This is a genomic window from Actinokineospora sp. NBRC 105648 (assembly GCF_030269645.1).
In the GTDB taxonomy this organism is placed as follows: Bacteria; Actinomycetota; Actinomycetes; order Mycobacteriales; family Pseudonocardiaceae; genus Actinokineospora.
In genome coordinates this window covers 1-21503 of sequence record NZ_BSTR01000064.1, presented here as the reverse complement: position 1 = coordinate 21503, position 21503 = coordinate 1, and the positions used below count along the sequence as shown (strand labels likewise).

Annotated in this window: 23 protein-coding genes; 14 read left to right on the top strand and 9 right to left on the bottom strand. The window is 74.1% G+C overall.

Translation table 11 applies throughout. The features are described 5' to 3' along the window. The first annotated feature begins 77 nt into the window (after positions 1 to 77). The 7 genes from mihF to QSK30_RS33285 all read left to right on the top strand — a co-directional run bounded on the left by mihF (position 78) and on the right by QSK30_RS33285 (position 6366). Positions 78 to 395, top strand: coding sequence for an integration host factor, actinobacterial type (gene mihF / locus QSK30_RS33315; RefSeq protein WP_018686179.1), 318 nt, complete (start codon positions 78 to 80; stop codon positions 393 to 395). Beyond that, on the top strand, positions 392 to 1012 hold the full coding sequence (gene gmk, locus QSK30_RS33310; RefSeq protein WP_285509101.1) for a guanylate kinase: 621 nt from the start codon (positions 392 to 394) through the stop codon (positions 1010 to 1012). Before mihF ends, gmk begins: the two co-directional genes overlap by 4 nt. Next, on the top strand, positions 1009 to 1296 hold the full coding sequence (rpoZ, locus tag QSK30_RS33305; protein WP_285509099.1) for a DNA-directed RNA polymerase subunit omega: 288 nt from the start codon (positions 1009 to 1011) through the stop codon (positions 1294 to 1296). The genes gmk and rpoZ overlap by 4 nt, the downstream gene beginning before the upstream one ends. Next, a complete protein-coding gene (coaBC, locus tag QSK30_RS33300) occupies positions 1293 to 2525 on the top strand; it encodes a bifunctional phosphopantothenoylcysteine decarboxylase/phosphopantothenate--cysteine ligase CoaBC (RefSeq protein WP_285509098.1) in 1233 nt (410 codons plus the stop codon). Before rpoZ ends, coaBC begins: the two co-directional genes overlap by 4 nt. 88 nt (positions 2526 to 2613) lie before the next feature. Continuing rightward, positions 2614 to 3795: a methionine adenosyltransferase gene (gene metK, locus QSK30_RS33295; RefSeq protein WP_285509129.1), complete on the top strand. Its 1182-nt coding sequence runs from the start codon at positions 2614 to 2616 to the stop codon at positions 3793 to 3795. 88 nt (positions 3796 to 3883) lie between these two features. After that, positions 3884 to 4276, top strand: coding sequence for a DUF5313 family protein (locus QSK30_RS33290; RefSeq protein WP_285509097.1), 393 nt, complete (start codon positions 3884 to 3886; stop codon positions 4274 to 4276). Positions 4277 to 4296: 20 nt separating this feature from the next. Beyond that, a complete protein-coding gene (locus tag QSK30_RS33285) occupies positions 4297 to 6366 on the top strand; it encodes a primosomal protein N' (protein WP_285509095.1) in 2070 nt (689 codons plus the stop codon). A 6-nt stretch (positions 6367 to 6372) separates the two neighbouring features. Here the strand turns inward: QSK30_RS33285 and QSK30_RS33280 are convergent, their stop codons facing one another. Together QSK30_RS33280 and QSK30_RS33275 are read right to left on the bottom strand one after the other, a co-directional pair. Further along, positions 6373 to 7602, bottom strand: coding sequence for a hypothetical protein (locus QSK30_RS33280; RefSeq protein ID WP_285509094.1), 1230 nt, complete (start codon positions 7600 to 7602; stop codon positions 6373 to 6375). Beyond that, positions 7599 to 8198, bottom strand: a complete 600-nt coding sequence (locus tag QSK30_RS33275) for an RNA polymerase sigma factor (RefSeq protein ID WP_285509128.1) — start codon at positions 8196 to 8198, stop codon at positions 7599 to 7601. The genes QSK30_RS33280 and QSK30_RS33275 overlap by 4 nt, the downstream gene beginning before the upstream one ends. A 103-nt stretch (positions 8199 to 8301) precedes the next feature. Here QSK30_RS33275 and def point away from each other — a divergent pair, with 103 nt between their 5' ends. The 6 genes from def to QSK30_RS33245 are packed head-to-tail and all read left to right on the top strand — an operon-like array spanning position 8302 to position 13365. Continuing rightward, a complete protein-coding gene (gene def, locus QSK30_RS33270; RefSeq protein ID WP_285509092.1) occupies positions 8302 to 8847 on the top strand; it encodes a peptide deformylase in 546 nt (181 codons plus the stop codon). Continuing rightward, positions 8847 to 9773: a methionyl-tRNA formyltransferase gene (gene fmt / locus QSK30_RS33265; RefSeq protein WP_285509091.1), complete on the top strand. Its 927-nt coding sequence runs from the start codon at positions 8847 to 8849 to the stop codon at positions 9771 to 9773. Before def ends, fmt begins: the two co-directional genes overlap by 1 nt. Beyond that, positions 9770 to 11197: an RsmB/NOP family class I SAM-dependent RNA methyltransferase gene (locus tag QSK30_RS33260; RefSeq protein WP_285509090.1), complete on the top strand. Its 1428-nt coding sequence runs from the start codon at positions 9770 to 9772 to the stop codon at positions 11195 to 11197. Before fmt ends, QSK30_RS33260 begins: the two co-directional genes overlap by 4 nt. Continuing rightward, entirely contained in the window at positions 11194 to 11700 is a 507-nt protein-coding gene (locus QSK30_RS33255; RefSeq protein ID WP_285509089.1) for a flavoprotein, read from the top strand. Before QSK30_RS33260 ends, QSK30_RS33255 begins: the two co-directional genes overlap by 4 nt. Positions 11701 to 11704: 4 nt before the next feature. Continuing rightward, the gene (locus QSK30_RS33250; protein ID WP_285509088.1) at positions 11705 to 12685 is read left to right on the top strand and encodes an asparaginase; all 981 of its coding nucleotides are present in this window, start codon (positions 11705 to 11707) and stop codon (positions 12683 to 12685) included. Between the two features lie 32 nt (positions 12686 to 12717). Further along, on the top strand, positions 12718 to 13365 hold the full coding sequence (locus QSK30_RS33245) for an O-methyltransferase (RefSeq protein WP_285509086.1): 648 nt from the start codon (positions 12718 to 12720) through the stop codon (positions 13363 to 13365). Here QSK30_RS33245 and QSK30_RS33240 read toward each other — a convergent pair. From QSK30_RS33240 to QSK30_RS33210, 7 genes are all read right to left on the bottom strand, one after another. Then, entirely contained in the window at positions 13348 to 14094 is a 747-nt protein-coding gene (locus QSK30_RS33240) for an HNH endonuclease family protein (RefSeq protein WP_285509084.1), read from the bottom strand. The genes QSK30_RS33245 and QSK30_RS33240 overlap by 18 nt on opposite strands. Next, entirely contained in the window at positions 14091 to 15458 is a 1368-nt protein-coding gene (locus QSK30_RS33235; protein WP_285509082.1) for an AAA family ATPase, read from the bottom strand. Before QSK30_RS33235 ends, QSK30_RS33240 begins: the two co-directional genes overlap by 4 nt. Before the next feature lie 10 nt (positions 15459 to 15468). Then, positions 15469 to 16320, bottom strand: a complete 852-nt coding sequence (locus QSK30_RS33230; protein ID WP_285509080.1) for a phosphotransferase — start codon at positions 16318 to 16320, stop codon at positions 15469 to 15471. Positions 16321 to 16413: 93 nt separating this feature from the next. Next, a complete protein-coding gene (locus QSK30_RS33225; RefSeq protein WP_285509078.1) occupies positions 16414 to 16911 on the bottom strand; it encodes a DUF2690 domain-containing protein in 498 nt (165 codons plus the stop codon). Positions 16912 to 17070: 159 nt separating this feature from the next. Beyond that, on the bottom strand, positions 17071 to 18003 hold the full coding sequence (locus tag QSK30_RS33220; protein WP_285509077.1) for a phosphotransferase family protein: 933 nt from the start codon (positions 18001 to 18003) through the stop codon (positions 17071 to 17073). Positions 18004 to 18038: 35 nt separating this feature from the next. After that, a complete protein-coding gene (locus QSK30_RS33215) occupies positions 18039 to 19337 on the bottom strand; it encodes an LLM class flavin-dependent oxidoreductase (protein WP_285509075.1) in 1299 nt (432 codons plus the stop codon). Continuing rightward, positions 19334 to 20305 carry an LLM class flavin-dependent oxidoreductase gene (locus tag QSK30_RS33210; protein WP_285509074.1) on the bottom strand — a complete coding sequence of 324 codons (972 nt, stop codon included), beginning with the start codon at positions 20303 to 20305 and terminating at the stop codon, positions 19334 to 19336. The genes QSK30_RS33215 and QSK30_RS33210 overlap by 4 nt, the downstream gene beginning before the upstream one ends. Before the next feature lie 157 nt (positions 20306 to 20462). On the opposite strand from QSK30_RS33210, the gene QSK30_RS33205 reads away from it, so the two are divergent. Then, entirely contained in the window at positions 20463 to 21149 is a 687-nt protein-coding gene (locus tag QSK30_RS33205) for a GNAT family N-acetyltransferase (RefSeq protein WP_285509072.1), read from the top strand. Positions 21150 to 21503 lie beyond the last annotated feature (354 nt).

Genomic DNA, 21503 nt, shown 5'->3' with positions numbered 1-21503 from the left:
GCGTTGTCCTCGCAGGCCAGAGGTCGGTAACGTCGCGGCACCGATCCGGAAGAAATCCCACCCCCACGGAGGAAATCGTGGCCCTTCCCCAGCTGACCGAGGAGCAGCGGGCCGCAGCGCTGGAGAAGGCGGCTGCCGCCCGTCGCGCACGAGCCGAGCTCAAGGAGCGCCTCAAGCGAGGTGGCACGACCCTCAAGGACGTGCTGGCTCAGTCCGACAACGACGAGGTCCTGGGCAAGATGAAGGTCACCGCGCTGCTTGAGGCCCTCCCGGGCGTCGGCAAGGTGCGTGCCCAGCAGATCATCGAGCGTCTCGAGATCGCCCCCAGCAGGCGACTGCGCGGCCTCGGCGACCGCCAGCGCAAGGCCTTGCTCGCCGAGTTCAGCGGCGAGTGACCGACAGATCTCACGGCCGTGGGCCGGGACCGGGCGTCGCTGCCCGGGCCCGGCTCACTGTCGTGTCGGGCCCCTCCGGGGTCGGCAAGTCCAGCGTGGTCACCGAACTGCGCGGGCTGCACCCGGACATCTACTTCAGCGTCTCGGTCACCACCAGGACCCCCCGTCCCGGCGAGGTCGACGGCGCGCACTACCACTTCGTCGACGCCGCCGAGTTCGCTCGGCTGGCGGCCGCGGGGGAGCTGCTGGAGCACGCCGAGTACGCGGGCAACTGCTACGGCACCCCGCGCGGCCCGGTCGAGGCCGCGCTGGCCGCCGGCAGGCCCGCGGTCCTGGAGATCGAGCTCCAAGGGGCCCGCCAGGTGCGCCGGGCCATGCCGGAGGCGCTGCTGGTGATGCTGGTGCCGCCGTCCTGGGACGCGCTGGTGTCCCGGCTGACCGGCCGCGGCACCGAGGACGACGCCGTGGTGGCCCGCAGGCTGGCCGTGGCCAAGGACGAACTGGCCGCCGAGGCCGAGTTCGACGTGGTCGTGGTGAACGCCGAGGTGCGGACCACCGCGAAGGAGTTGCTAACCTTGGTCTTTCCGGACACCTCAAGCCAGGAGCATCGCGAGTGATCACTCCCACCGAGCTGGGCGCCCTGGGCGAGCCGACCACCGTCCTCGAGGGCATCACCAACCCGCCGATCGACGACCTGCTCGACAAGGTCAGCTCGAAGTACGCGCTGGTCATCTACGCCGCCAAGCGCGCCCGCCAGATCAACGACTACTACGCCCAGCTGGGCGAGGGCCTGCTCGAGTACGTCGGTCCGCTGGTCGAGCCGGGACCGCGCGAGAAGCCGCTGTCCATCGCCCTGCGCGAGATCCACGCCGGCCTGCTCGAGCACACCGAGGGCGAGTGACCCCCCGCCCGCGCGTCGTCCTCGGCGTCGGCGGCGGGATCGCCGCCTACAAGGCGTGCGAGGTCCTGCGCGGGCTCACCGAGACCGGCCACGACGTGCGGGTCGTGCCGACCGAGGCCGCGCTGCGGTTCGTCGGCGCGGCCACGTTCGAGGCCCTCTCGGGCAACAAGGTGCACACCGGCGTGTTCTCCGACGTGCCGGAGGTGCCGCACGTGCGGCTGGGCCAGCAGGCCGACCTGGTGCTGGTGGTGCCGGCCACCGCCGACCTGCTCGCCAGGGCCGCGCACGGCCTGGCCGACGACCTGCTCACCGGCACGCTGCTCACCGCGCGCTGCCCGGTGCTGATGGTCCCGGCCATGCACACCGAGATGTGGGAGCACCCGGCCACCCGGGCCAACGTCGCCACGCTGCGGGCGCGGGGCACCGTCGTCACCGAGCCCGCCAGCGGCAGGCTCACCGGCGCGGACACCGGCAAGGGCAGGCTCGCCGAGCCCGCCGAGATCCTCGACCTCGCCCGGTTGCTGCTGCACCGGTCCGACGCGCTGCCCCGCGACCTCGAGGGCGTGCGGGTCGTGGTGTCCGCCGGCGGCACCCGTGAGCCGCTCGACCCGGTGCGCTACCTGGGCAACCGCTCCTCCGGCAAGCAGGGCTACGCGCTGGCCCGCACGGCCGCGCAGCGCGGCGCGCTGGTGACGTTGGTCTCCGCGCACACCCTCGCGCTGCCCGAGCCCGCCGGGGTCGAGGTGGTCAAGGTGGGCACCGCCGCCGAGCTGCGCGACGCCGTGCACAAGGCCGCCGCCGACGCCGACGTGGTGGTCATGGCCGCCGCGGTCGCCGACTTCCGGCCGGTCAGCAGCGCCGCGTACAAGATCAAGAAGACCGCGCGGGACCCGGACCCGATCGCGCTGACCCGCAACGCCGACGTGCTCGCCGAGCTGGTCGAGGCACGCCGCGGCGTCCCCGGCTCCGAACAGGTCATCGTGGGCTTCGCCGCCGAGACCGGGGACACCGGTGCCGACGTGCTCGACCACGCGCGGGCCAAGCTGGCCCGCAAGGGCTGCGACCTGCTCGTGGTGAACGCCGTCGGCGAGGGCAAGGCCTTCGAGGTGGAGGACAACGCGGGCTGGCTGCTGGCCGCCGACGGGTCCGAACGGCCCATCGAGCTGGGGTCCAAGTCGCAACTGGCGACCGAAGTCTGGGACGCCGTCGCCCGCTTGCGCGATCGTTGAGCGGTTCCTCAGCGCGCTTCAGTAAGGTCCCGGAGGGATATTCACCGATGATGTGGGGTACGTCGTGAGCGAGACTGGCAGCCGCAGGCTGTTCACATCTGAGTCAGTGACCGAGGGCCACCCGGACAAGATCTGCGACGCGATCAGCGACTCGGTGCTGGACGCGCTGCTGTCGAAGGACCCCCGCTCCCGGGTGGCGGTGGAGACCTTGGTCACCACCGGCCAGGTGCACGTCGCCGGTGAGGTGACGACCGAGGCCTACGCGGACATCCCGAGCATCGTGCGCGAGGTGATCCTGCGCATCGGTTACGACTCGTCGGCCAAGGGATTCGACGGCAACTCCTGCGGGGTCAACGTCGCGATCGGCGCGCAGTCGCCGGACATCGCCCAGGGCGTGGACACCGCGCACGAGACCCGGGTGGAGAACGCCTCGGATGAGATCGACCGCCAGGGCGCGGGCGACCAGGGCCTGATGTTCGGTTACGCCTGCACCGACACCCCCGAGTTGATGCCGTTGCCGATCGCGCTGGCGCACCGGCTCGCCCGCAGGCTGACCAAGGTCCGCAAGGACGGCGTGCTGCCCTACCTGCGCCCCGACGGCAAGACCCAGGTGACCATCGAGTACGACGGTGACAAGGCCGTCCGGCTCGACACGGTGGTCGTCTCCAGCCAGCACGCCGAGGGCGTCGACCTGGAGAAGCTGCTGGGCGTGGACGTGCGCGAGCAGGTGGTGCTGCCCGAGATCGCCGAGCTGGGCATCGACACCTCCGACGTGCGGCTGCTGGTGAACCCGACCGGTCGGTTCGTCATCGGCGGTCCGATGGGCGACGCCGGGCTGACCGGTCGCAAGATCATCGTCGACACCTACGGCGGGATGGCCCGGCACGGCGGTGGCGCGTTCTCGGGCAAGGACCCGTCGAAGGTCGACCGTTCGGCCGCCTACGCGATGCGCTGGGTCGCCAAGAACGCGGTCGCCGCGGGCCTGGCCGCGCGGATCGAGGTGCAGGTGGCCTACGCGATCGGCAAGGCCGCCCCGGTGGGCCTGTTCGTGGAGACCTTCGGTACCGAGAACGTGGACCCGGCGAAGATCCAGGCCGCGATCCGCGAGGTGTTCGACCTGCGGCCCGCCGCGATCATCCGCGACCTGGACCTGCTGCGCCCGATCTACGCCCAGACCGCCGCCTACGGGCACTTCGGCCGCCCGGAGCTGGACCTGCCGTGGGAGACCACGGACCGGGCCGACGCGCTCAAGAGCGCCGTCAACGCCTGACGCACCGCGCTTATCACCTCCCCTCCCGGGTACCCGGGAGGGGAGGTGATTCGTTGTGCGACCTGAGACTGTGCCTAGCATTCCCGGCATGCGTCCCCGACGGCCCGGCCCACTGCGTTGGCTCCGCTACGCGGTGGGCGGCACGCTGCCGGACCAGTACCGGCACTGGGTGCTGCACGACCTGACCGCGCGCACCTGGGTGCTGCGCCACTTCGCCCGGGTGATGGTGCTGTTCCTGCCACTCTGGCTGATCCTGTTCGTGCCCGGCCCCCTGTCGCTGCGGCTGTCGATGATCGCCGGGGGCTACCTCACCGGCCTGTACTTCTCGCTGTCGTTCATGGAGGACGCGAGCGAGCGCAGGCTGATCAAGCACGGCTACCCGGTCGGGCTGAACCGGCGGATCCGCGAGGAGGCGCGCGGCGGCGACCGGGACGAGATCGTCGCCATGTACGCGGCCTACCACTCGGACGACCCGCGCTGAGGTCTGGTAGACCAGCGGCCATGTCCGCACCCGACCCCGACGCGCTCTTCGACGTCGAGGTCGCCCCCGCACCCGTCGAGGCCGCCCCCGCGCCACCGCGACCCGCCAAGGGCAGGCCAGTACCCGCGGCGACCCTCCCGGTGGCCCGCGTGCAGGTCGACGCGCCCTTGGCGCACCTGGACCGGACCTTCGACTACCTGGTGCCGGACAAGGTCGACGCCGAGGCGGTGGTCGGCTGCCGGGTCCGGGTGCGGTTCAGCCGACAGCTCGTGGACGGGTTCCTGATCGAGCGCGTGGAGCGCTCCGACGTCGACCCGCAGAAGCTGCTGTTCCTCGATCGGGTGGTCTCGGCGGAACCGGTGCTGGCCCCGGAGGTCGCCGAGCTGTGCCGGGCGGTCGCCGACCGCTACGGCGGGACCATGATCGACGTCCTCCGGCTCGCCATCCCGCCCCGGCACGCCCGCGTCGAGGCCGAGGAGCCGCCGGAACGCGCACCCGTGCCGGAACCGCCCGATCCGGCGGGCTGGGCGCGTTACCCGCGTGGCAGCGCCTTCTTGGACGCGTTGCGCGCCGGCAGGCAGGCACACGCTGTGTGGCAGGCGTTGCCGGGGGAGGACTGGCCCGCGCGGCTCGCCGAGGTCGCCGCCACCGCGGCGGCGGCGGGCCGGGGCGCGGTACTGGTGGTGCCCGACCACCGTGACGTCGCCCGGGTGCACGCGGCGTGCGTCGCGTTGGCGGGGGCGGACGCGGTCGTAGCGCTGTCCGCGGATTTGGGGCCAGCCAAGCGATATCGGGGCTGGCTCGCGGTGTGCCGGGGTGTCGCGCGGATCGTGGTGGGCACCCGGGCCACCGCGTACGCGCCGGTCGCCGACCCGGGCGTGCTGGTGGTCTGGGACGACGGCGACGACCAGCACTCCGACCCCCGTTCGCCCTACCCGCACGTGCGCGACGTGCTCATCCAGCGGGCCACCCTCAGCGGTGCCGCGCTGCTCGTGGCCGGGTTCGCCCGCACGGCCGAGGCCCAGCTGCTCTCGGAATCGGGGTGGGCGCCGCAGATCGTGGCGACCAGGGACCAGGTGCGGGCCGCGGCGCCCCGGGTGACCGCGATCGGCGAGCACGACTCGCAGCTCGCGCGCGACCCGGCCGCGCGCACGGCCCGGATCCCGTCGGTGGCGTTCGAGGCGGCCCGGGCATCGCTGACCGCGGGCCACCCGGTGCTGGTGCAGGTACCGCGCCGGGGTTATGTGCCGTCGTTGACCTGCCAGGACTGTCGCACGCCTGCGCGGTGCAGGCGGTGCGCGGGTCCACTCGGTCTCCCTGCGGGCGACGCGAAACCCCCGGCCTGCCGGTGGTGCGCGGCGACCGACGCCAACTTCCGTTGCCAGCACTGCGGTTCCCGCAAACTGCGCGCGGCCGTCATCGGCGCGCGGCGGACCGCCGAGGAGCTGGGCCGGGCGTTCAGCGGCTTCCCGGTCCGGACCTCCGGTGCCGCCGAGGTGTTGTCCACAGTGGACTCAAAACCCGCGCTGGTGGTGGCCACCCCCGGCGCGGAACCGGTCGCCGACGGCGGCTACGGCGCCGCGCTGCTGCTCGACGGCTGGGCCCTCCTCGGCCGCGCCGACCTGCGCGCGTCCGAGGAGGGCCTGCGCCGCTGGATGACCGCCGCGGCCCTCGTGCGCCCCGGCGGCCAGGGCGGCCGCGTCGTCGTGCTGGCCGAGTCGGCCACCACGCCGGTGCAGGCCCTGGTCCGCTGGGACCCGGTGTGGCACGCGGGCGTGGAGCTCGCGGCCCGTGCGGAGCTCGGCTTCCCCCCGGCCGTCCGCATGGCCTCGGTCGACGGTCCCCCCAGCGCCGTCGACCGGCTCCTCGCCGACCTGCCGCTCCCCCCGAGCGGCGAGGTCCTGGGCCCGGTGCCACTCGGCGAACCCGACGCCGACGGCCAGGCGGTCCGCGAGCGCGCCCTGATCCGGGTCGACCGCGCGCACGGCCGCGCGCTGGCGGCGGCCCTGGCCCACGCCCAGGCCGTGCGCACCGCCCGCAAGGACCCCGACCCCCTGCGCGTCCAGCTCGACCCCCTCGAGCTGATCTGACCGGGCTCACGACGCCGCCAACTCCCCCTCGTAGGGGCCTTCCAGCGCGCCCAGCAGCCGCACCCGCAGTCCGCGCGGGAGGGTGCCCGGGCCACCGTCGCCGGTCTCGTCGGAGATCCGCAGCGCGAACGTCCCGCCGGACAGCGGCACCTCGGTGGCGGTCCCGCCGCCCGGCGGCCCGACCGTCATCGTGGCGTACACCCCGCGCACCACCCCGACCACCCAGGTGCCCTCGCGGCACCGGTAGGTCCGCAGGTAGCGGACCGGTCGGTCGTGCACCACCGACGGGCTCACGACGCGGAACTCGTAGGTGCTGCGGCCGTCCCGCTCGCGCGCCGCGCACTCGGCCAGCGCCGTTCCGCTGCGCGCCAGCACGAGCGTGTCGCCCGTGCTCGGGGTCATCGCCCCGGCCGTCCAGCTCAGCGGGTCGGGCACCGGCCGCGTCGACTGGGCGATGCACGTGCCGAGGAACCGGCCCTCCGGGCTGGTCCGCTGCCCGGTCGCCGCGGGCCGGTCGACCACCGCGACCCCCGGGCCGAGCACCGAGACCGGCTCGTCCTGGGTCACCGGCGGCGTGGTGCTCGCCTCCCGCCGCGGCCCGATGAGCTGGGCCGAGGGGAGCTCCCTGGCCCGGGCGACCGGGGTGGGGACGAGCCACACGCCGTCGACGACCGCGAACGGCCGCACCGGCGCCTGGTCCGCGGTGCGGACGGTCATCGCGGCCCACCGGCTGCCCACGACCCCGCCCAGCGACCCGGCCGAGGTGGCCAGCAGCGCCAGCGGCGCCCCGTCGCCCCCGGGGTCGGGAGCCGTCGGGTCCGACACGGTCACCGCGGTCAGCGTCGTCTCGCACAGCACCGGGCGCCCCGACGTGCGGATGGCGACCACGATCGGTGCCACCTCGCCGAAGCGCGCGCCGATCCGCCAGCTCGCCCGCGGCGGGTAGTCCGCGGTGCGGCCCGCGGCGACCACCGCGGCCCAGCAGCGGTCCAGTGGTGACTCCTCCTGCCGCAGCGACACCCCCGCCCCGGGCTGGACGGTCCGCCCGATCGGCATCAGCACCGCCGCGCAGGCCACCAGCAGGGCCACGGCGGCGGCCACCGCGAGCGGCGTGCCCGACCCCAGCCAGGAGGGCGCGCGGTGGTCCGGTCCCAGCACCCGTGCGCGCAGTCGGGCGCGCACGGCGTCGGGCAGCTCGCGCCGCGGTGGGAGCGGTGGGGTCCAGTCCTCGGTCACGGGGTCACCTCCAGGAGCGTCCGCAGCCGTCCGCGGGCGCGGCTGAGCCGGGCGCGCACGCTGGCCTCGGCGATCCCCAGCAGCGTCGCGGCGTCGACCGTCGACAGCTCGCCGAGCAGGCACAGCTCGACCGCCTCCCGCTCGGCGCGGGGCAGGCGGGCGACCGCGGTGGCGACCTCCCGGGTGCGGCGGTCCACGTCCACCCGGTGCGCCACCGCCTCGGCGTGGTCCTCGGCGGTGCCGTCCTCGGGGAGCCTGCGCACGGCGCGCGCGAACCGCGCCGTGCGGCGGTTCTCGGTGCGGACGATGTTGCCCGCCACGGCGTAGAGCCAGGGCAGCGCGCTTTCGCGCACCAGGGTGATGCCGCCGACCTTGGCCCAGGCCGTAAGGAACGTCGCCGAGGTGATGTCCTCGGCCAGCGCCCAGGAACCGGTGAGCCGGTAGCAGTGGTTCCACAGCGCCTCGGCGTGCCGTTCGAACAGCGCCCCGAACGCCTCCCGCTCGCCCGCGGCCGCCCGCCGCCACAGCGACGTGTCCGGGTCGGCGGTCCGGCTCGCGTCCAGCTCGCTCGCCCCCCGGGTCGACGGGTCGGTGATGGTCACGACAGGAGGTGTCCGCACCACGCTCCCGCGTTGCGGCCCTGCGCCATCGGGGTGAATAGACTGGCCGGACCGCACCGCGCGCTCGAAGGGGAGTCCCGTGACCGTCCAGCAGATCCGGCTATTCGGCGACCCGGTGCTGCGCACGCCCGCCGCCGAGGTGGTCGACTTCGACCGGGAGCTGCGCAACCTGGTGCGCGACCTGTGGGACACGATGAGCGACCAGGGCGGCGCCGGGCTGGCCGCGCCGCAGCTCGGGGTGGGCCTGCGGGTGTTCACCTACCACTGCGACGGCGCCGAGGGGCACCTGGTCAACCCGGTGTGGACCGCGCTGGACGAACAGACCCAGGACGGGCAGGAGGGCTGCCTGTCGATCCCCGGTCTGTACTGGGACTGCGTGCGCCACCGCAACGTCGTGGCCCGCGGCTGGGACATGCACGGCGAGCCGGTGGAGATCCAGGGGAGCGACCTGCTGGCCCGCTGCGTCCAGCACGAGACCGACCACCTCGACGGCGTGCTCTTCCTCGACCGCCTCGACGAGCAGACCCGCAAGCAGGCGATGGCCGAGATCCGGCAGGCGTCCTGGTTCGACGGTGCCGTGCCGACGGTGAAGCAGAGCCCGCACCCGCTGTTCGGGACCCGTTGATGCGCCTGGTGTTCGCGGGCACGCCCGAGGTCGCGCTGCCGTCGCTGCGCGCGCTGATCGCCTCCGGCCACGAGGTCGCCGCCGTGGTCACCCGGCCCGACGCACCCGCCGGGCGCGGTCGGCAGGTGCTGCGCTCGCCGGTCGGCGCGCTGGCCGACGAGCACGGCATCGAGGTGCTCACCCCGGTGAAGGCGTCCGACAAGGACTTCCAGGCGCGGCTGCGCGAGATCGCCCCGGACTGCTGCCCGGTGGTCGCCTACGGCGGTTTGCTGCCGCAGTCCGCGCTCGACATCCCGCCGCACGGCTGGGTGAACCTGCACTTCTCGCTGCTGCCCGCGTGGCGCGGCGCCGCCCCCGTGCAGGCCGCGGTGTGGCACGGCGACGAGATCACCGGGGCCAGCACGTTCCGCATCGTCAAGGCGCTCGACGCGGGCCCGGTGTTCGGCGTGCTCACCGAGCCGGTGCGCCCGACCGACACCGCGGGCGAGCTGCTCGAGCGGCTCGCCGCGGCGGGCGCCGGGCTACTGTTGTCCACTGTGGACGGTATCGCCGACGGCTCGCTCACCCCGGTCGAGCAGCCCGCCGACGGGGTCAGCCACGCCCCCAAGATCAGCGTGGACGACGCGCGCGCCGACTTCAGCCGGCCCGGCCAGGCGGTCGACCGGCGCATCCGCGCGGTCACCCCGGAACCGGGTGCCTGGGCGGGGTTCCGCGGCGAACGGCTCAAGCTCGGCCCGGTCACCCGGGCCGAGTCCGACATCGAACTACAGGCGGGCGAGATCCTGGTGGAACGCAAGCGGGTCCTGGTGGGCACGGCTACCTGGCCGGTCAGCCTGGGCGAGGTCCAAGCCCAGGGCAAGAAGCGGATGCGGGCGCCCGACTGGGCCCGCGGCTCGCGCGTCGAGGCCGGGGAGCGGCTCACGTGACCCAGCCCGGCAGGCGGCCGCACCGCCCGTCCCGACCGCAGCGCGCGCACCCGCCGAAGCGGCCGGACACCCCGGCCCGACCGCCGAGCGACGACCCGGCCCGCCGCGCCGCGCTGGACACGCTGCGCGCGGTGCGCCACGACGACGCCTACGCCAACCTGGTGCTGCCCAAGATGCTGCGCGACCGCCGGATCACCGGTCGGGACGCGGCGCTGGCCACCGAGCTGACCTACGGCACCTCCCGCGCGCTCGGGCTGCTCGACGAGATCCTCACCGAGTGCTGCGACCGGCCGCTGGCCAAGGTGGAGCCGGTGCTGCTCGACGCCCTGCGGCTGGGCGCCTACCAGCTGCTGCGCACCCGCATCCCCTCGCACGCCGCGGTCGCCTCGACCGTCGACCTGGTGCGCAACGAGCTGGGGTCGCGGGTCACCGGCTTCGCCAACGCGGTGCTGCGCAAGGTCGCCGAGCTCGACGAGCCGGGCTGGCTGGACCGGATCGCCCCGGACGCGACCACCGACCCGGTGGGCAACCTGGCCGTGCGCACCGCGCACCCGCGCTGGGTCGCCCGCGCGTTCGCCGACGCGCTGGGCAGCACCGGCGAGGAGCTCGCCGACGCGCTGCGTGCCGACGACGAGCGGCCCGCCGTGCACCTGGTCGCCCGGCCCGGCGAGGTCAGCGCGGACGAGCTGGCCGCGATGACCGGCGGCGACCCCGCGCCCTACTCGCCGTACGGGGTCCGGCTGGAGGCCGGCGCGGGCGACCCGGGCGACCTGGAGCCGATCCGCGAGCGGATGGCGGGTGTGCAGGACGAGGGCAGCCAGCTGTGCGCGGTCGCGCTGACCCGCCCGGAGGTCGAGGGCGCCGACACCCGCTGGCTCGACCTGTGCGCGGGCCCCGGCGGCAAGGCCGCGCTGCTCGGTGCGCTCGTCGGGATCAACGGCGGCACCCTGGACGCGGTCGAGCAGGCGCCGCACCGGGCCAAGCTGGTCGAGCAGATCACCAAGGGCCTCCCGGTCACCGTGCACGTCGGCGACGGCCGCGAGCCGGGCCTGTCGGGCACCTTCGACCGGGTCCTGGTCGACGCGCCGTGCACCGGTCTGGGCGCGCTGCGGCGCAGGCCCGAGGCGCGGTGGCGGCGGCGCCCGGAGGACGTCGGCGACCTGACCAAGCTGCAGCGCGAGCTGCTACTCAGCGCGCTCGACCTGGTGCGCCCGGGCGGCGTGGTGGCCTACGTGGTCTGCTCGCCGCACCTGGCCGAGACCGAGGGCGTGCTGGCCGACGTGATCCGCAAGACCGGGGTCACCGTCCTCGACGCGCGCGAGTCGTTCCCGGAGATGCCCGGTCTCGGCGACGGGCCGTACGTGCAGCTCTGGCCGCACCGGCACGGCACCGACGCCATGTTCTGCGCCCTGCTGCGCAAGTGAGCGGGCGCGTCCTCGGCCTGGTGTCCGCGGCGGGCGGCGGGCTCGACCGCAGGCTGCGCGCCGAGGTCGCCGAGCCCGCGGTGGCGAGGGGGTGGCGGTTGGCGATCACCTTCACCCCCACCGCGGGCCGCTGGATGGACGCGACGGGGGAGACCGGGCGGCTGCAGGCCCTGACCGACCTGCCGGTGCGCAGCGAGTCCCGGCTGTCCACCGAGCCCAAGCCCTACCGGATGCCCGACGCGTTCCTGTTCGTCCCGGCGACCGCGAACTCGGTCGCCAAGCTCGCCCTGGGCGTCGTGGACAACCAGGCGCTCACCGCGCTCGGCGAGGCCCTCGGCACCCCCGGGGTCCGCGTCGTGGTGCACCCGCAGGCGGGTCCGGCGCAGCGGGCCCACCCACTGTTCACCTCCCACCTGGAGACTCTTCGCGCGGCGGGCGTGCTCATCGCCGACGGCGCGCCGGACGACCCGTGGGAACCGCTGCTCGACCTGCTGGAGGCTTGACGTGGTGCGACGGATCGCGGTCATCGGCATGGGCGGCACCATCGCCATGGCCCCGGGCGCGGGCGGCGGGGTGGTGCCCGCGCTGGACGCCGCCGACCTGGTGGTGGCCGTGCCCGGGCTGGCCGAGCTGGACCTGGAGATCACCGCGCGCGGGCTGCGCTCGCTGCCCAGCCCGTCGCTGGGCTTCGGCGACCTGGTGGCGCTCTCGGCCGCGGTGCGCGCGGAGATCGATGCCGGGGCGACCGGGGTGGTGGTCACGCACGGCACCGACACCATCGAGGAGACCGCGATCTTCCTCGACCTGACCGTGGACAGCCCGGTGCCGGTCGTGGTCACCGGTGCCATGCGCGCGCCGACCTCGGCGGGCGCCGACGGCCCGGCCAACCTGTTCGCCGCGATCAACGTCGCCGCCGCCGAGTCCGCCCGCGGGCTGGGCACCCTGGTGGTCATGTCCGACGAGGTGCACGGCGCCCGGTTCGTCCGCAAGGGGCACACGAGCAGCACCGCCGCGTTCGTCTCGCCCGGCTTCGGGCCGCTCGGCCTGGTAGTCGAGGGCGAGCCGCGGCTGCGCGGCACGCCCCGGGTGCCGCTGCGGCTGCCCGCGGGCCCGAACGTCGACCAGCTGCGCGTCGGCCTGGTCACCGTCGCCCTCGGCGACGACGGCGAACTCCTGCGCCGGGGCGGCGACGCCTTCGACGGCATCGTGCTCGCCGGCCTGGGCGCGGGCCACGTGCCCGCCGGGATGGTGCCGCTGGTCGCCGGGCTGGCCGCCCGGGTGCCGGTCGTGCTCGCCTCCCGCACCGGCTCCGGCCCGGTGCTGCGGCACACCTACGGCTACCCGGGCTCCGAACGCGACCTGCTCGACCGCGGCCTGCTGCACGCGGGTTTCCTCGACCCGGCCAAGGCGCGGGTCCTGCTGCTCCTGCTGCTCGCCGACGGCGCCGACCGCGACCGCATCGCCAGTGCGTTCGAGCACTACCGGTGACGTGGTCACCCGGCTCCGTTTAGATGTCGACCATGGACCTCCTCACCCCTGAGCTCGACGCCTACCTCGTGGCGCACTCCGACCCCGCCGACGACCTGCTGCGCGACCTGGCCGCCGAGACCGCGGCCGCGTTCCCGGACGCCGCGCGGATGCAGATCTCGCACGACGAGGGCGAGTTCCTGACCATGCTGGTGCGGCTGGTCGGCGCGCGCTCCGCGGTGGAGGTCGGGGTGTTCACCGGGTACTCCTCGATCTGCCTCGCCCGCGGCCTGGCCGACGGCGGCACGCTGCTGGCCTGCGACGTCAGCGAGGAGTGGACCGACATCGCCCGCAAGTACTGGGACCGCGCGGGTCTGGCCGACCGGATCGAGCTGCGCGTCGCGCCCGCGCTGGAGACGCTGCGCGCGCTGCCCACCGACCCGGTGATCGACTTCGCGTTCATCGACGCGGACAAGGTCGGCTACGCGGGCTACTACGGCGAGCTCGTGCCGCGGCTGCGACCCGGCGGACTCATCGTGCTGGACAACGTGCTGCAGGGCGGGCGCGTGGTGGACCCGGCCGAGCAGGGCGACGCCGTGCGGGCGATCCGCGAGGTCAACGACCTCGTCGTCGCCGACGAGCGGGTGGACGCGGTGATGCTGCCGGTGCGCGACGGCGTGACGCTAGCGCGCAAGCGCTAGCCGGGCCCGGAACTCCTCGTCCAGCAGCACCCGCAGCACCCCCGGCGGCAGGTCGGCGAACACCTCGGCCGCGCCGGGGCGGGTGCTGTAGCGCAGCATCGCCTGCACCACGTCGGCGAAGGGCTGCTCGTGCACCGTGCGCACGACCTGCTCCATCGTCGAGGTGTCGGCGACCGAGCGGGCCGACTGCCAGCTGCCGATCAGGAAACCCAGGGTGGTGCGGGCGTTCTGCCTGCCGCGGGTCAGGATGTCGCGGTTGAGCCCGCAGACCCGCTCGGTGACCTCGCCGCGCTCGGTCAGCGGGAGGTAGCGGCCCAGGGTCAGCGACAGCGCGAGGTGCTCGAACGGGTCGTCGCGGGTCGGGTCGAGCAGCAGCGGCCTGCCCCGGTCGTCGCGCGGGAACTGGTCGCGCTTGTGGTGGCTGTTGCACACCGAGCACGCCAGCAGGTGGTTCTCCCAGGCGAAGGTCAGCAGCGGGGTGAGCGCGACCGGGGAGAAGTGGTCGATGTCGGTGCCCTGGTTGTCCCCGCAGTACATGCACCGCTCACGGCCCGGCGCGAACTCCCGCAGCCGGGCCCCGACGGCCTGGCGCAGCGTCGACCGGGACCGCCACAGGGTGCGCGCCCTCGCGCCCTGTTCCTTGCGGCTCAACGACTTGAGCCCGTCCGTCGCGCGCTGCAGGTTGTCCGCCAGCTCCCCGGGGAGCGGCGGGCGGGTCAGCCTGATCACCGGTGCTCGTCGCCCGCGATCATCCGCGCCGCCACCTCGGTGACCCGCGACGACGGTGAGCTGGTCAGGGTGCCCTTGAGCGCGTGGTAGCGGGCCCGCTGCCGCTCGTCGGCGGTGCCGTCGAGCACCCGCAGCTCCAGCTCCACCAGCTCGTGGCGCAGCACGATCGCCCGCGCCGAGTAGGCGGTGTCCAGGCCGAACAGGTCGGAGAGCACCGCGTCGTCGCCGGTGCCGTAGACGATCCGCTCCCACAGGTCGTCGTCCACCGTCTGCGGGCTGGTGTCCTGGTCCGGGCCGGGCAGCCGGATCAGGCCCGCCGGGTCGGCCGACTGGCAGATGTAGGGGCTGTGCGTGGTGACGATGAACTGGATCGCCGGGAAGTGCCGCTTGAGCCACTCGCCGATCCGCTTCTGCCAGGAAACGTGCAGGTGCGCGTCGATCTCGTCGATGATCACCACGCCGGGCACGCCGACCACCGCGCCGCCGCTGTCGGTGGACTCCAGGTACAGGTCGCCGAAGCTCTCGTAGAGCTGCTTGAGCAGGTCGACCACCAGCGCCACCACGGTGCGGTAGCCGTCGCTCATCTCGCGCAGCGGGAACCGGTGGCCGCCGTCGGAGACCCACAGGCCCTCGGAGTCGACCTCGTTGATCCGGTAGTCGTCGGGCAGCAGGCCGTCGCCGAGGATGCGCAGCGCGGACTCCTTGAGGTAGCGGGCCCCCTCGCGCCGCTCCAGCGCCCGCAGGTGCTGCTCGATCAGCCAGGCCACGCCCTCGGCCAGCGAGGCGTCCTCGTGGAACAGGCTCGCCATCCGGGCCACGCTGCCCGAGCCGAGCATCAGCCGCTGCACGTCGCCGGTGCCGCCGACCAGCCTGCGGAACGGGCCGTAGGCGGCGCAGAACCAGCCGGATGGGTTGTCGTGCCACGGTCCGTTGCGCGGCGCGGTCTTGGCCCGGCCGTCCTCGCTGTGCTCCTCCAGCGAGGGCTGCACCGGGCGGCGGGCACGCGCGGTGTCCTCGGCGTCGGCGGCGGTCCAGCGCAGGCCCGCCCAGAACGGGCGCTCCGGCGGCCTGCCCTTCTTGAACCGCTCGAAGTTCGGGTCGAAGGTCAGCTGGACGGCGGCGGTCGCGTCGGGCTTGCCGACCGAGATCCAGTTGTCGAAGTCGGCGACCAGGGTGCGCGCCGCCGCCGGGCCGCCGACCGCGAGCGCGATGCCGCGCAGCAGCGAGGTCTTGCCCGACCCGTTGCGACCCGCGAGCACCGTCCAGCCCGCGTAGCTGCCGTCCGGCCTGCGCAGGTCCAGGTCGACGGCCCGGCCGTCGTGGAAGCCGCGGACGTTGGCGAGCCGGACCCGCGAGACGTACATGGTCCGAACACTATCGCCCGAGGGCGACGATCGCGGTCCGCAGGAACGCGTCCCGGCGCGCGGTCGCGGTGGGTCCGTCGAGGTCGGTGCGGCCCTGGTCGTGCAGCACCGGCAACCAGTCCGCCATGTCCGCCGGCGTGCTCAGACCGGCCATGACGTCCCAGTAGGCGACTTCCGCGGCGGGGCCGCCGGCCTCGGCTTCCCAGCCCGCGAGGACCTCGTCGACCGCCTCGACCCCGACCGAGGTGGCCACGTCGCAGCGCAGCGAACCCAGGTCGACCCCGTGCGGTCCGACCCCGGCGTACTCCCAGTCGACGATGCCCAGGCAGGTGTCGCCGTCCCAGACGGTGTTGCCCTGCCACAGGTCGCCGTGCACCAGGACCGGGCGCGCGGGCGCCGGTTCGTAGTCCGCCACGGCGGCCAGCGCCTCGACCTGTGCGGGCGAGCGGGCGGTGAACTCCTCGCTGTCCAAGGGTTTCGCGCGCAGCGGCAGCGCGTCCGTCGGTGTCATCGGGGCGGTCAGCCTCGCGGTGACCGCGCCCAGCGCGCGCAGGCGAGACGTCGAAGGTGGACCGGTGAGCTTGCTGGTGCCCGCGAGCGCGGTCATGGCCATGGCGGGCAGCAGCGGGTTGAAGGCGATCAGGCGCGGCGCGGGCAGCCCGTGCTCCTCGGCCGCGGCGAGTGCGGCGACCTCGACGCCGAACCGGTCGTGGTCGCCGTCGGCGGTGCGCAGCACCACCGCGGGCGCGTCTGCGAAGCGCACGATCCACGGCGTGCCGCCAGCGCGCAGCCCGGTGACCCCGGTGACCACCGCACCCGCCACTTCGGACACCCAGGCCAGCACCTCGTCGGAAGGTCTCATGCGGACAACGCTAGATCGCATCCCGCCCGCCGCGCCTGCGGATTCCACGGGGACCGGCCCGGCAGACCCCCTGAACCGCCGGGCCGGTCCTGGTCAGCGGTACGAACCGGTCTGCGCGTACGCGGTGTGCGCGCCGACGTCAGCCCACCCGAACGCGTACGAGGTCACGCGGTTGTCGTTGAGCTGCGCGGTGTAGCAGCCGTGCGCTCGGGCCGGGATGGCGCAGTGCTGCTCCCGCCCGTCGCTGTCGCGGTGCACGATGGCCTGACCGCAGAAGTCCGAACCGGGCACGCAGTCCGGTATGCCGAGCGTGGTGACCCGCGCCCACGCGGTCTTGCAGCGTGGGCTGTAGCGCAGCTCCACCAGCACCCGGTCGACCCCGCCGAGCGCGCCGCGGGCCTCCCGTGCGGTGAACGCGTCGTTCGCGCAGCCGGTGCGGATCGGGTCGGTCCCGTCCGCCACCTGGCGCGCGTCGGCGCTCGCGGTGCCCGCGCCCAGCCCGATCACCGCGATGGTCGTCGCCACCAGGACTGAGACGCTGCCGACCTTGCCGAACTTGCCGACTTTGCCGATCTTGCCGATGAGCCCCATCGCTCCCCCTCGGGTCCGGGCGAGCGGCCCCCATGACCCGCTCGCCACACCAGGAGAAGAGCGCGGGGAGCGGCCCCGGATACCGCGCCGCCGCGGCGGCGTCGGGAGTTCCCCCGATGGGGGCCGAGCCCGACCGTCCAGTCCGGACCGCCGGCGGGCTCAGAGGCGCGACCGCAGCCAGGCCAGGGCCGGGCTGGCCTGGGCGCGCTGGAAGTCGCGCAGCCGGGGCAGGCCCCGCGGGGCGGGCAGCAGCGCGGAGTGGGCGAAGTAGCCGGTGACCGCGGCCAGGACGGCGTTCACCGCGTCCGGGTCGGCGCCGCGCGCCAGCGGCGAGGTCCGCCAGGTCTCGGCCGGGTCGGGACCGCCCTGCATGGCGACGCTGGGCAGCATGCACAGCAGGTCGACCCAGCGGGCCCCGACGGCGGCCTGCGGCCAGTCGACGAACACCACGCCCTCGGCGGTGAGCAGCAGGTTGTCCGCGCGCGGGTCGCCGTGCAGCAGCGTCTCGCCCGCCGCCGCGGCCGGCCAGCGGCGCTCCAGCTCGGCGAGCCGGTCGAGGTTGGCCCGCGACCACGGGTCCAGCCGGGCGGCCAGCGCCGGGTCGGCGGCCAGGCTGCGCCAGCCGGAGAAGTCGTCGCCGTCGGCGTTGATCGGGTTCGCCTCGACCGGGCTCGGGGTGAGCACCTCGGCCAGGCCCACCAGCGCGGCGTGCACCCGGTGCCAGTCGGCGCGCTGCCAGGGCAGGGTCGGCTGGTGGCCCGCGACCTCCTCGAAGACCAGCACCACCCAGTCGCCGTCGTCGTGCCACCACAGCAGCCGGGGCGCGGGCACGGTCGCGGGCAGCCGGGCGGCGACGTAGGCCTCCCGGCGGTGCAGGTCGGTGGTGACCGGGTTGAGCGCCCGACCCGCGGCCTTGACGAACACACCCCGGCCGTCGGCCAGCCGGACCCGGGCGGCCAGCCCGGGGGAGAAGCCGCCCCGCTGGTTCACCGCCCGCACCACGCCCGATCCCAGCGCCGCCTCGACGACCGCGCGCACGCCCACCGGGACCGCCTGCCACTCCAGGCGGTTGCCGCCCACCCCATCCACCATGCCCTGAGTATCCCCAGTGGGCGAACCGGGTTTCGCTAGCCCAGGTTCAGGTGCTCGCGCAGCGTTGTGCCTTCGTAGGCGGTCCGGTACACGCCGCGCTCCTGCAGCTGCGGGACCAGCCGGTCCACGATCTCGTCCACAGTGGAGGGGACCAGGTAGGGCGTGATGTTGAACCCGTCCACCGCGCGGGTGCGCACGTAGCGAGCCCACTCGTCGGCGATGCCCGAGGGCGTGCCGATGAAGACCCGCTCCCGCGGCTGCACCTCGAGCACCAGCTGCCGGATGGAGAGCTGCTTGTCCTCGGCCAGCTGCCGCCACTGCCGGATCCGGTCGAGCTTGCCGGAGCGGTCCGCGATCGAGATCGTGCCGCGCGAGGGGTCCAGCTCGGCCGCGGAGGGCTCGATGTCGGGCAACGGGCCATCCGGGTCGTAACCGGACAGATCGGCGTCCCAGTACTGCTCCAGGAACGCGATCGCCCGCTGCGGGTTGATCTGCTGCCCGCGCACCCACTCGGCGCGCTCCTGCGCCTCGGCGACGGTGTCGCCCAGGATCACCGCCGCGCCGGGCAGGATGCGCAGCGAGTCCGGCGACCGCCCGTGCGCGGCCAGCCGGGCGCGCAGGTCGGCGGCGTAGGCCAGGGCCTTCTGGTAGTCGGTGTTGGCGGTGAACACCACGTCGGCGTGCCGCGCGGCCAGCTCCCGGCCGCCGGGGGAGTCGCCCGCCTGGAACAGCACCGGCCTGCCCTGCGGGCTGCGCGGCACGGTCGCCGCGGCGCGCAGGTCGACCAGGTCGGTGTGCCGCTCGACCTGGGTGTCGGTGCCCCAGGCGTCCCAGATCGCCTTGGCGGCCTCGACGAACTGGGTGGCGCGCTCGTAGCGGCGCTCGTGCGGCAGCCAGCCGCCGCGCCGGAAGTTGGCCCCGGTCCAGGCGTTGTCGGTGGTGACCACGTTCCAGCCCGCCCGTCCCTCGGACAAGTAGTCCAAAGTGGCCAGTCGACGGGCCAGGTCGGCGGGGAAGTTGTAGGTGGTGTTCTGGGTGGCCACCAGACCGATCCGCTCGGTGGCCCCGGCCAGCGCGGACAGGTGGGTGATGGCGTCCGGCCGACCGGCCACGTCAAGCGCGAGGATCTCGCCCCGGTTCTCCCGCACGCGCAGGCCCTCGCCGAAGAAGAAGGCGTCGAAGAGGCCCCGCTCCAGGGTGCGGGCGACCTCGACGATGGTGTCGATGTCGTTGTGCTCCCCGGCGGACGGGTCCGCCCACAGGTAGTGCGGTCCGACCCCGGTGTAGAAGACGCCGAGGTGCACCTGCGCGTTCTCGTCGTAGGGCGCGCTCATCGCGAACCTCCCCCTGTCGCGGCGAACCGGTTGGCGGGCTTGCCGAGCCCGAGCGTGGCCCGCAAGGTCTCCCGCTGTGGCGGGAGGTCCAGCGCGGGCAGGACGTGCTCGGCGAGCACGGGCAGGTCCAGCGCGAGCTCGGCCAGGTGCAACCGGACACCGTCGACCGCCCCGCGCAGCTCGTCGAGCAGCCGCACCAGACCGGCGGCCGACCCCACGTGCCGGATCCTGGTGGAGTGCCACGGTTCCGCGTCGTCGAGCCGCCCCAACCGGTCCGCGGCGGGCTCGTCGGTGTCCAGGACGACGTCGAGCTCGGCGAAGACCAAGCCGGGGCCCGCCTTGGGCGCGGTGACGAGGGTGATGTCGGCGTCCACACCGAGACCCTCGGCCGCGACGACGACCGGCTGGCCCTGCGGCGGACGGGGGGTGATCAGCGGTCCCTTCACGCTGAAGGTGGCACCCTCGAAGTCGACGTGGTGCACCTTGGCCGGGTCGAGGAAGCGCCCGGTGGCGACGTCCTTGATGATCGCGTCGTCCTCCCAGGAGTCCCACAGCGCGCGCACGACCCGGACGACGTCAGCGGCCTCACCCGGCGGACCGGTGGTCCCGACCGTGGCCAACTCCTCAGCGGTGGACCCGGTCACCACCCACGCGGCGCGCCCCCGCGACGCGTGGTCGAGACTCGCGAGCTGCGCGGCCACGTGGAACGGTTCGGTGGTCGCGGTCGGCACCGCGGGCCCCAACCCGATCCGCTTCGTCCGGGTGCTCAGGAACGCGGCCCGCCCCACAGCTTCCAGCCGGCCGGGGAACCCTCCCGGCGGGACGGGTGAGTCGGCGAAGGTCACCAACGCGATCCCGGCCGCCTCCGCCACCTTGACCCCGGCGGGCCGGAGGACCTCCGCCGAGAACCGCCAGGCCGCCGGATGGGCCCCGGCCCCATCGGCCTCCAACGCGAGATACAACGACATCCCAGCCTCCCCAGCGCCGTTCCGATCCCGACACTAGTGATCGGGCCGGGGCGCCCGGGCGCCAACCAGAATGTGAGAACCATGCCAAGTGGATGGACGCGACGGACGCCGGAACGCATGCTGGACAGCAGGTGTGCCGTGCTGGACGGGAGTTGTGGTGGCTGACGAACGTGTCTTGGACAACCCGATCTGGGCAGCCCTGACCGGCCCCCACGCCCACTTCGCCGAACGCCACGGCGACGCCGCCCGCTATCCGTTGGACGTCGCCCCATTCCTGGCCCTCGCCGACGACGCACCCACCTCGGCCTGGGCCGACGTCGCCACCCTGGCAGGCCCCGGAGCCGAGGTGACCGTGCCAGGCACCGCCGTCCCACCGGCCGACTGGGAGATCACCTTCTCGATCGACGGCGTACAACTGGTGGACGAGTCCCTCAGGACGGCCCCCGACCCGGAGGCGATCCTCCTCACCAAGGCAGACGTACCGGAGATGCTCGCCCTGGTGCAGCGCACCCAGCCGGGTCCGTTCCTACCCAGGACCATCGAACTGGGCACCTACCTGGGAATCCGCCGCGAGGGCGCCCTGATCGCGATGGCAGGCGAACGACTCCACCCACCGGGCTGGACCGAGATCAGCGCTGTCTGCACTGACGAGGACCACCGGGGCCAAGGCCTGGCAACAAGGCTGGTGCGAGCGATAGCCCACGGCATCAGGGCAAGAGGCGAAACCCCGTTCCTGCACACCGGTGCCGCGAACACCAACGCCATCAACCTCTACGAGAACCTGGGCTTCCGCTTGCGCCGCAAGGTCGAGTTCAAAGCCGCCCGAGTCCCCACAAACCCCTGACAGGGCCCCACCCCCTGCGCCCCTGCCCTTGCCCTTGCCCTTGCCCTAAATCTTTCACTCTCTAAAAGCCGAGCCCGCTGGTACGCAACACCCGTTACGTTTGTGCTCGATTGGGTGGACTGCCTTCGTGTGGGGGGAGAGCACCGCTAAACTTGCCTGGTGGTGGGGATGCCCTTCACCCCACGCTTTTTCCCCACCGCGGTGCTCTAGGGGCCCCGCACGAAGGCAGTCCAGCCAATCGAGCCCCGCTCTTACTCGGGCAGCTCGTGGGGTGTGCCGCACGCCGACCTACGGTCGACCTTGTTGGCGGCTCATCGCATGGGCTGCCCGATTTACAAGCAGGGCTCGATCTAG

Excerpts from the sequence above, each read along its gene's own strand:
- QSK30_RS33290 (WP_285509097.1), top strand. The coding sequence starts at position 3,884 with ATGCGTCCCCGACGGCCCGGCCCACTGCGTTGGCTCCGCTACGCGGTG.
- QSK30_RS33285 (WP_285509095.1), top strand. The coding sequence starts at position 4,297 with ATGTCCGCACCCGACCCCGACGCGCTCTTCGACGTCGAGGTCGCCCCC.
- fmt (WP_285509091.1), top strand. The coding sequence starts at position 8,847 with ATGCGCCTGGTGTTCGCGGGCACGCCCGAGGTCGCGCTGCCGTCGCTG.
- QSK30_RS33245 (WP_285509086.1), top strand. The coding sequence starts at position 12,718 with ATGGACCTCCTCACCCCTGAGCTCGACGCCTACCTCGTGGCGCACTCC.
- QSK30_RS33235 (WP_285509082.1), bottom strand. The coding sequence starts at position 15,458 with ATGTACGTCTCGCGGGTCCGGCTCGCCAACGTCCGCGGCTTCCACGAC.
- QSK30_RS33230 (WP_285509080.1), bottom strand. The coding sequence starts at position 16,320 with ATGAGACCTTCCGACGAGGTGCTGGCCTGGGTGTCCGAAGTGGCGGGT.
- QSK30_RS33225 (WP_285509078.1), bottom strand. The coding sequence starts at position 16,911 with ATGGGGCTCATCGGCAAGATCGGCAAAGTCGGCAAGTTCGGCAAGGTC.
- QSK30_RS33220 (WP_285509077.1), bottom strand. The coding sequence starts at position 18,003 with ATGGTGGATGGGGTGGGCGGCAACCGCCTGGAGTGGCAGGCGGTCCCG.
- QSK30_RS33215 (WP_285509075.1), bottom strand. The coding sequence starts at position 19,337 with ATGAGCGCGCCCTACGACGAGAACGCGCAGGTGCACCTCGGCGTCTTC.
- QSK30_RS33210 (WP_285509074.1), bottom strand. The coding sequence starts at position 20,305 with ATGTCGTTGTATCTCGCGTTGGAGGCCGATGGGGCCGGGGCCCATCCG.